8 protein-coding genes are annotated in these 7,825 nt (G+C 73.2%); 3 read left to right on the forward strand and 5 right to left on the reverse strand.

What is annotated here, in order from left to right:
* Nucleotides 1-648 (forward strand): THUMP-like domain-containing protein (locus ACFQ3T_RS29895; RefSeq protein WP_452603490.1); only part of this gene is annotated, 648 nt, incomplete at its 5' end.
* Nucleotides 649-768: 120 nt separating this feature from the next.
* Here the strand turns inward: ACFQ3T_RS29895 and ACFQ3T_RS29900 are convergent.
* Nucleotides 769-1,707: a nucleoside hydrolase gene (locus tag ACFQ3T_RS29900; RefSeq protein WP_380728304.1), complete on the reverse strand. Its 939-nt coding sequence runs from the start codon at nt 1,705-1,707 to the stop codon at nt 769-771.
* Nucleotides 1,708-1,851: 144 nt separating this feature from the next.
* Here ACFQ3T_RS29900 and ACFQ3T_RS29905 point away from each other — a divergent pair, with 144 nt between their 5' ends.
* Nucleotides 1,852-2,598, forward strand: coding sequence for an acyltransferase (locus tag ACFQ3T_RS29905; protein ID WP_380728306.1), 747 nt, complete (start codon nt 1,852-1,854; stop codon nt 2,596-2,598).
* A gap of 7 nt (nt 2,599-2,605) precedes the next feature.
* On the opposite strand, the gene ACFQ3T_RS29910 is transcribed toward ACFQ3T_RS29905, so the two are convergent.
* From ACFQ3T_RS29910 to ACFQ3T_RS29920, 3 genes are all read right to left on the reverse strand, one after another.
* Nucleotides 2,606-3,970, reverse strand: a complete 1,365-nt coding sequence (locus ACFQ3T_RS29910; RefSeq protein ID WP_380728308.1) for a hypothetical protein — start codon at nt 3,968-3,970, stop codon at nt 2,606-2,608.
* 2 nt (nt 3,971-3,972) lie between these two features.
* Entirely contained in the window at nt 3,973-4,773 is an 801-nt protein-coding gene (locus tag ACFQ3T_RS29915; protein WP_380728310.1) for an IclR family transcriptional regulator, read from the reverse strand.
* 191 nt (nt 4,774-4,964) lie between these two features.
* The gene (locus ACFQ3T_RS29920; protein ID WP_380728312.1) at nt 4,965-5,372 is read right to left on the reverse strand and encodes a winged helix-turn-helix transcriptional regulator; all 408 of its coding nucleotides are present in this window, start codon (nt 5,370-5,372) and stop codon (nt 4,965-4,967) included.
* Between the two features lie 79 nt (nt 5,373-5,451).
* Between ACFQ3T_RS29920 and ACFQ3T_RS29925 the strand changes: the two genes are divergently transcribed.
* On the forward strand, nt 5,452-6,381 hold the full coding sequence (locus ACFQ3T_RS29925; protein ID WP_380728321.1) for an NADP-dependent oxidoreductase: 930 nt from the start codon (nt 5,452-5,454) through the stop codon (nt 6,379-6,381).
* A 26-nt stretch (nt 6,382-6,407) separates the two neighbouring features.
* On the opposite strand, the gene ACFQ3T_RS29930 is transcribed toward ACFQ3T_RS29925, so the two are convergent.
* Complete coding sequence (locus ACFQ3T_RS29930; RefSeq protein ID WP_380728314.1) at nt 6,408-7,658, reverse strand: glycosyltransferase family 4 protein; 1,251 nt, start codon at nt 7,656-7,658, stop codon at nt 6,408-6,410.
* Between the last annotated feature and the right edge of the window lie 167 nt (nt 7,659-7,825).

Here is a 7,825-nt window from a genome sequence, read left to right on the forward strand (position 1 = left end):
ACGTGGCGGCCCGCCGACTTCGCCCCGCCGCTCGACCTGCTGGCCGAGGCGTACGCCGAGCGCGACCTGGCCGTGAAGTGCGCCCCCGGCGTCGACTTCGCGGTCGCGCCGTGGGCCGACGAGGTGGAGCTGGTGTCGCTGGACGGCCAGGTGCGCGAGGCGTGCCTGTGGACGCGGGGCCTGGCCACGCCGGGCGTGTCGCGCCGCGCCACCGTGCTGCGGACCGGCGGTCCCGAGTGGACGATCACGTCCGCCGAACCGGACGACTGCCCCGTCACCGGACCCGACGAGTGGCTGGTCGACCCGGACGGCGCGGTCGTCCGCGCGGGCCTGGTGCGGCACTACGCGGCCCGGCACGGCCTGGCGCAGCTCGACGAGCGGATCGCCTACCTGACCGGACCGACCCCGCCGCCCGGCGTGCGCGCGTTCCGGGTGGTCGAGCACGGGCACTACAGCGAGAAGGCGCTGCGGGGCGTGCTGCGGGCGCACGACGTGGGGCGGCTGGAGATCCTGGTGCGCGGCCTCGACGTCGACCCGAACGCGCTGCGGCCGAGGCTGAAGCTGTCCGGTTCGGCCGAGGCCACCGTGGCGCTGACCAGGATCGGCCGCGAGCCGGTCTACCTGCTGGCCCACGCCGAACGCACCTAGCCGCCGCCCCCCGCCGTTCGCCTGACCTGCGCGCACCCCGCCCTCCGGTGCCTACCTGGCCGCCCCGCGCACCCGGCCCTCGCGCACACCCGGCGTCCCGCGCACCGAACCCTCTCGCTGTCAGCCGCCGAGGGCGCCCAGGCGGTCGAAGAGGAACGCGCGCATCCCGTCGAGGTCGGCGTCCAGCGCGATGTCCAGCGTCTTCGGGCCGGCCGCCTCCAACCGCCGGTCCACCAGCAGCGCGCCCCGGCCCGGCCCGAACGAGCAGTCCACGTCCACCGGGAAGGCCGTGGTCCGCACGATCCCCGGCCGGACCGCCTCCGCCACCGCGATCGCGTCGTGCACCGCCATGCCGTCCCAGCCGAGGAACCGCCGGTAGGTCTCCAGGTAGTCGGGGGTGAGGCCGACCAGCGCGGCGGCGGTGGGCGAGGTCTTCGCCAGGTCGGCCAGCCACTGGGCGCTCACCGCGCACCGGCGGGTCAGGTCCATCGGGACCAGCGTCGTCGGCACGTCCTCCTCCACGAGCACGCGCCGGGCCGCCTCGGGGTCGCTCCAGACGTTGAACTCGGCGGAGGCCGTGATGTTGCCGCCCTCCACCCCGCCGCCCATGACGACGAGCCGGCCGATCTTCGGCTTCACGTGGGGGTGGGCGGCCAGCAGCAGCGCGATGTTGGTCAGCGGGCCGATGGGGACGATCGTGACGGGCCGGTCGGCCTGCTCGAGGAGTTCCCGCAGCAGCGTGACGGCGTCCCGCGCGTCCGGGCCGCGGGTCGGCTCGGGGAGGGTGTGGGCGTAGCCGGAGAGGCCGTCCGAGCCGTGGGCGCTGGACAGGTGCGGGTGGGGGTGGACCAGCGGGCGCGCCGCGCCCACCGCGACCGGCACGTCGTCCCGGCCCAGGAGCGCGAGCAGGCGCAGGGCGTTCCGCGTGGTGTTCTCCAGCGAGACGTTGCCGAAGACCGTGGTCACGCCGATCAACTCGACCTCGGGGCTGGCGACCGCGAGGGCCAGGGCGAGGGCGTCGTCCACACCCGGGTCGGTGTCGATGATGAGAGGGGTCACGTGCCAATCCTCACCCCACCGCCTCCCTCCGCATCCCGCAGGTGGAGGAGTGGGAGCTGTCGCGGCCGGCCGCGACGCAGGAGGTCCAACGAGCCCCCGCGGGTTCGTCGAGAGGCGGACGGTGAGGCTGGTTAGAGTGCCCGCGTGACGAGTATGTGGGGCGCACCGGTGTGGACGAGGTGGCGCAGGTCGCGCCGCGACCCGGCGCAGGCCAGGTTCCTCACCGTCGCATCGCTGCGCTGGGTGCTGCGGCACCGCGCGTACACGCCCTGGTACCTGGTGCGGTACTGGCGGCTGCTGCGGTTCCGGTTGGCGAACCCCCACGTGGTGCTGCGCGGCATGGTGTTCCTGGGCAAGGGCGTGGAGCTGCACTGCCGCCCCGGCTACGGCAGGCTGGAGATCGGCCGCTGGGTGCACATCGGCGACGGCAACGCCATCCGCTGCCACGAGGGCTCGCTGCGCATCGGCGACAAGGCCGTGTTCGGCAAGGACAACACGGTGAACTGCTACCTCGACGTCGAGATCGGCGCGGCCACCCTGATCGCCGACTGGGTCTACATCTGCGACTTCGACCACGTGACCGCCGACATCACCCTGCCGATCAAGGACCAGGGCATCGTGAAGTCGCCGGTGCGCATCGGCCCGGACTGCTGGCTCGGCACGAAGGTCACGGTCACCCGCGGCACGCGGATCGGGCGCGGCTGCGTGATCGGCGCGCACGCCGTGGTGCGCGGCGACGTGCCGGACTTCAAGATCGCCGTGGGCCTCCCGGCGAGGGTCGTGAAGGACCGCCGGGAGGACTACGAGGCGGACGCCGTGCGCCGGGCCGCCGTCGCCGACATGGCGCGCAAGGCGCGGGAAGCGCTGGAGCGGTCGCAGAACGGCCAGTAGCAGCCGGTCAGGCGTTCAACGCCCGGTAGGGGCGCACGATGTCCTCGATGAACCCGGTCAGCTCCTCGTCCAGCCGGGTGTGCGACGGGTCGTCGACCTCGTTGTCGATGGCGTGCACCCGCCCCGCGACGCGGTCGTACACGCGCAGCCGGTCGAAGCCGTCGGACACGTACAGCGAGTTGGCGACGATGCTGGGCAGCCGGTGGTCGTCGGACACGGTGACGGTGATGTTCGGCTCCGCGACCTGGATGCGCGGCGCCTGCGCCCGCGAGACCAGGCGCGCCGACCGGACGTCCGTGGACGCCCGGACGTGGATCACCCGCGCGGACGACAGGACCGCCTCGCCGAAGACGTCCAGCGCCTTGACCACGTCCGACCGCGCGAACTCGACCAGCGTCACGGCCGTCTCGCCGCGGTTCTGCGCCACGCGCTGCGCCAGCGCGGCCAGCGCCGGCCCGAGGTTCTCCTCGCGGGACACCCGGAACGCGCCGCCCGCGTCGGCGGAGAAGCCGTGGCCGCGGTCGCCGTCGAGCAGCATCACGCGGTGCATGAAGTCGTGGAACGCGTAGATGTAGTCGGTCAGCTCGTCCACGTGCAGCCGCAACGCCGTCAGCTTCTCGGCCAGCCGCCGCCGCACCAGCGACTTGCCCGCGCCCGGCAACCCGGTGATGAACACGACCTGCGCGGAGTGGCGGAAGGCGGTGTGCCGCAGCACCGCCTCCTCGGCGACGGGGTTGAGCCCGTACTTCACCCGCAGGTCGCGCAGCCGGTCCGCGATCTCGGCGCGGTCCTCGTGCCGCCGCACGGCGCCGAGCAGCTGGTCCGCGAGCACGGACTCGATCGGCAGGGACTTCGCCCACACCTCCTCGAAGTGCGTCAGGAACACCTTGGCGGGCGACATGCCGTCGAGCCGGTTGGGCCGGTCGCGGTCGCCGTCGCGGTGGTTGAGCACGGTGTGGTGGGTGCCGCCGGTGAACACGTGGTACGACAGGTCGTCGCTGTTGAGCGCGTTGGCGACCTTGACGTCGAAGCCCTTGCTCAGCAGCTCCGCGCCCGCCTTCAGGCACTCCTGGCTCTCCCGCGTCACGATGCGGACGCCCAGCCCGGTGTTGATCCGCTGCCAGGCCGACTGGATGTCGTGCAGCACCGCGGTGCGGCCCGCCGACTGGAGGTTCGGCACGAACGCGTCCAGCCGGCGCACGTCGGGGCGTTGCGAGATGCGCAGCACGGTGGACAGGTAGCTGCGCCGGGACACCTTGCGGGACAACGCCCTCGGCACCTTCCGGCGGGTCCACAGGGTCCGCCCGGCGGCGACGATGCCCGCCACCGACACCCCACTGGCGATCGAGACCGCCAACTGGCCCCACTGCATCGCTACGCCTCCTCGGGCAGGTCGTGCACGAAACCCGGGTACGGGTCGCCGCGGTGCTCGCTCATGACTTCCGCGATCTTCGCGGCCTCGGACCGCAGGTCGGGCACGTAGCGGGCGAGGTTGCGGCGGACGCTGTGCACGACCACGCCGAGCGCCGCCTTGACCGAGCCGTCCGTGTCCAGCACCGGCACGGCCACCGAGCACGAGCCGAGCGTCATCTCCTCGACGGTGAGCGCGTACCCGCGTTCCCTGGTGATCGCGAGCTCCCGGCGCAGCCTGCCCGCCTCGACGATCGTGTGCCGCGTGCAGCGCCCCAGCGGCCGCGCGCAGTACGTCTCGATGAACTCCGCGCTGGCGAACGCGAGCAGCACCTTGCCCACACCGGTGGGGTGCATCGGTAATCGGCTGCCGTCGCGCGAGATTATGGGCACCGCGCGGTGTCCGGTGATCTTCGCGATGTAGAACGCGTCGTGCCCGTCGCGCACCGCGAAGTGGATGTTCTCCTTGCTCCGCTCGTACAGGTCCTGCATGAACGGCATCGCGATCTCCCGCAGCCGCCGCGGGAACGGCGACAGCAGACCGATCTCCCACAGCCTGGTGCCGATCTGGTACCGGTTGTCGGCGGTGCGCTCCAGCGCCCGCCACGCCTCCAGCTCGCCGACGAGCCGGTGCGCCGTGGCCAGCGGCATGGCGCACCGGGCGGCGAGCTCGGTCAGCGTCAGCGTGGGGTGCCCGACGTCGAACGCGCCGAGGAGGTCCAACGCCCGTGAGGTGACCGATCGTCCGCTGCCCCTGGTGCCCATCCGTCCTCCGCTTCGGATCTCCGTTGCGGAGGACGATCCTCGGGAGCCGGCACGGGCGGAAGCTCCGGCTTCCGTCCACCGGAACCACGGCCGGGTGAATTGCGATAGCCGCACGTCACGGCGGTGCCCCGGTTTCCGGTGGCCGGCGAGCTACCGTCCACCGGAAGCGCCTCGACGGCGCGGGCCCGCCCTCAGACGGGCTGCAGCTCCTCGCCCGCCCGCTTGTCGTACGCCTCCTGCGCGACGCGGATGTCGTCGATGTGCGTCTCCGCCCACACCCGGATGGCGTCCATCAGCCCGCCCACGTTCTGGCCGAGCGGGGTGAGGCTGTACTCGACGCGCGGTGGCACGCTGGGGTAGACGGCGCGGTGCACGAGGCCCGCGCGTTCCAGGTCCCGCAACGTCTGGGTGAGCATCTTCTGGGTGATGCCGTCGAGGCGGCGGCGCAGCTCGCCGAACCGCAGCGTGCCGGGCCGCAAACCCGCCACGACCAGGCACACCCACTTGTTCGTCAGCAGGTCCAGCACCGCGCGTGACGCGCAGTTGCGGAGGAAGGCGTCGGCGCCGCCGTGGGCGCGCAGGTCAGGGACGGTATACATGAGGTACCTCAATACCATTCAGGTGCCTTCTTCACAACAGGTACCACCCACGGCGATGCTTTCGACCATGACGAACGAAATGCGAGCGGTGACGGTGGAGACCCTCGGCGCGCCCGAGGTGATGCGGGTCCGGGAGGTCGCGCGACCGACCGCGGGGATGGACGAGATCGTGGTGCGGGTCCGCGCGGCGGGCGTGAACGCAGTGGACTGGAAGGTGCGGCAGAACGGCTACTGGCTGACCACGCCGTACGTGCCCGGCTGGGACGTCTCCGGCGTCGTGGAGTCCGTGCCCGACGGCGAGAACCGGTTCCGGGTCGGCGACGAGGTGTTCGGCATGCCCCACTTCCCGCGCCCGGCCGGCGCGTACGCCGAGTACGTCGCCGCGCCCGCGCGCCACTTCGCCCGCAAGCCCGAAGGGCTCGACCACGTCCACGCGGCGGCCCTGCCGCTGGCCGCGCTCACCGCGTGGCAGGCCCTCACCGAGGCCGCCGAGGTCAAGGCGGGCGACCGGGTGCTGGTCCACGCCGCGGCGGGCGGTGTCGGGCACCTCGCCGTGCAGCTGGCGAAGCACCTCGGCGCGTGGGTGATCGGCACCGCCAGTGCCGGCAAGCACGACCTGCTGCGCGAGCTGGGCGCCGACGAGCTGGTCGACTACCGGACCCGCGACTTCGGCGAGCTGCGGGACGTCGACGTGGTGATCGACCTGATCGGCGGCGACGACTACGAGGCGCGGTCGATGCGCGTGCTCAAGCCCGGCGGGCGCTACGTCGGCCTGACCAACCCGTCGGCGCTGCCCGAGCTGCGGGCCAAGGCGGAGCCGCTGGGCGTCCGCGCCGCGACGGTGTTCGTGGCGCCCGACCACGCCGCCCTGGAGCGCGTGGCCGACCTGGTGGCGCGCGGCGAGCTGAAGGTGGTCGTCGCCGAGACGTTCCCGCTGGAGGACGTCGCCAAGGCGCACGAGCTGGGCGAGGCGAACCGGACCACCGGCAAGATCGTGCTCACGGTGTGACGCCGTGCCCGGGGCCCGCGCGCCGGTCAGAGGAACACGTTGCCGGTCGGGATCTTGGGGCGGCCCAGCGGCGGGTGGTCGCGCACGGTCGCGGACCGGTAGACGGCGGCGGTGTCGACGGCGATCTTCGACCAGTCGAAGTCCGTGGCCAGGCGGGACTTCGCGGCACGGGCGCGGCGCAGGGCGGCGGGCCGGTCGTCCAGGACGGACCGGACGGCGCCCGCGAGCGCGTCGACGTCGCCCGGCGCGAACGACAAGCCGGTCACGCCGTCGAGCACGTCCTCGCCGAGGCCGCCGGCGGTGGAGGCCACCAGCGGGGTGCCGGCCGCCGCGGCCTCCAGCGCCACGATCCCGAACGGCTCGTACCGGCTCGGCAGCACGACGGCGTCCGCCGCCGCCAGCGTCGCGGCCAGCGCGCGGTCCGACAGGTGGCCGACGAAGTCGACGGCCCGGCGCACCTTGTGCTTGCGGGCCTGCTCGACCAGCCAGTCCCGGTGCGTGCCGGTGCCCGCCACGACGAGGCGCGTGCCGGGGTGGGCGCGGCGGACGCGGGGGAGGGCGGCGATCAGGTCCTGCACGCCCTTCTCCCACTCCAGCCGTCCGAAGAACAGCAGCAGGGGCGCGCCGGCGGGGCTGTGCGCGGCACGGGCGGCGTCGACGTCGGACGTCCGCACGCGCCACCGGCGCGGCTCGATCCCGTTGTGCAGCACGGTGACGTCCGCCGGCTCGACGTCGAACAGGTGCGCCACCTCGGTCCGCATCGCGGCCGAGCAGGTGATCACCGCGTCCGCCCGGTTCGCCAACCACCACTCGACCGAGTGCACCTGCTGGTTCAACGTCTGCGACAGCCACCCGCTGTGCCGGCCGGCCTCGGTCGCGTGCACGGTCGCCACCAGCGGCACGCCGCACGCCTCGGCCAGCGCGATCGCGGGGTGCGCGACGAGCCAGTCGTGCGCGTGCACGACGTCCGGCCGCCAGTCGCGCAGCAGCGCCAGCCCGGCGCGGGCCATCGCGTGGCCCATGGCCAGCGTCCACGCCACCAGGTCGCGCTCGAACACCAGGTGCGCCGGGTCCTCGGCGACGCGGATCAGCCGCACCCCGTCGACGAGGTCGTCCGACGTGGGGTGCGTGACGGCGTCCGTGCCCGCGGGCCGGCGGCACAGCACGACCACCTCGTGCCCCTGCGCGGCCAGGTGCCCGGCCAGCGCGTGCACGTGCCGGCCCAACCCGCCCACGACGACCGGCGGGTACTCCCAGGACAACATCAGCACGCGCATGGGCCATCCCTGTGTTCGATTGCGCCGTGTTTGATTGCGCCGTGTTTGATTGCGCCGTGTTTGATTGCGCCGCCTCCGGCGTCGCGGCTCGGTCGCCTGGAAGTCGGTCGTTCGCAGGTGATTTCCGACGATCGAAAAGCGTGATCGTCGGAAAACACCTGCGAACG

Source organism: Saccharothrix hoggarensis, from assembly GCF_042678885.1.
Lineage (GTDB): Bacteria > Actinomycetota > Actinomycetes > Mycobacteriales > Pseudonocardiaceae > Actinosynnema > Actinosynnema hoggarensis.

Excerpts from the sequence above, each read along its gene's own strand:
- ACFQ3T_RS29920 (WP_380728312.1), bottom strand. The coding sequence starts at position 5,372 with ATGTATACCGTCCCTGACCTGCGCGCCCACGGCGGCGCCGACGCCTTC.
- ACFQ3T_RS29915 (WP_380728310.1), bottom strand. The coding sequence starts at position 4,773 with ATGGGCACCAGGGGCAGCGGACGATCGGTCACCTCACGGGCGTTGGAC.
- ACFQ3T_RS29930 (WP_380728314.1), bottom strand. The coding sequence starts at position 7,658 with ATGCGCGTGCTGATGTTGTCCTGGGAGTACCCGCCGGTCGTCGTGGGC.
- ACFQ3T_RS29925 (WP_380728321.1), top strand. The coding sequence starts at position 5,452 with ATGCGAGCGGTGACGGTGGAGACCCTCGGCGCGCCCGAGGTGATGCGG.
- ACFQ3T_RS29910 (WP_380728308.1), bottom strand. The coding sequence starts at position 3,970 with ATGCAGTGGGGCCAGTTGGCGGTCTCGATCGCCAGTGGGGTGTCGGTG.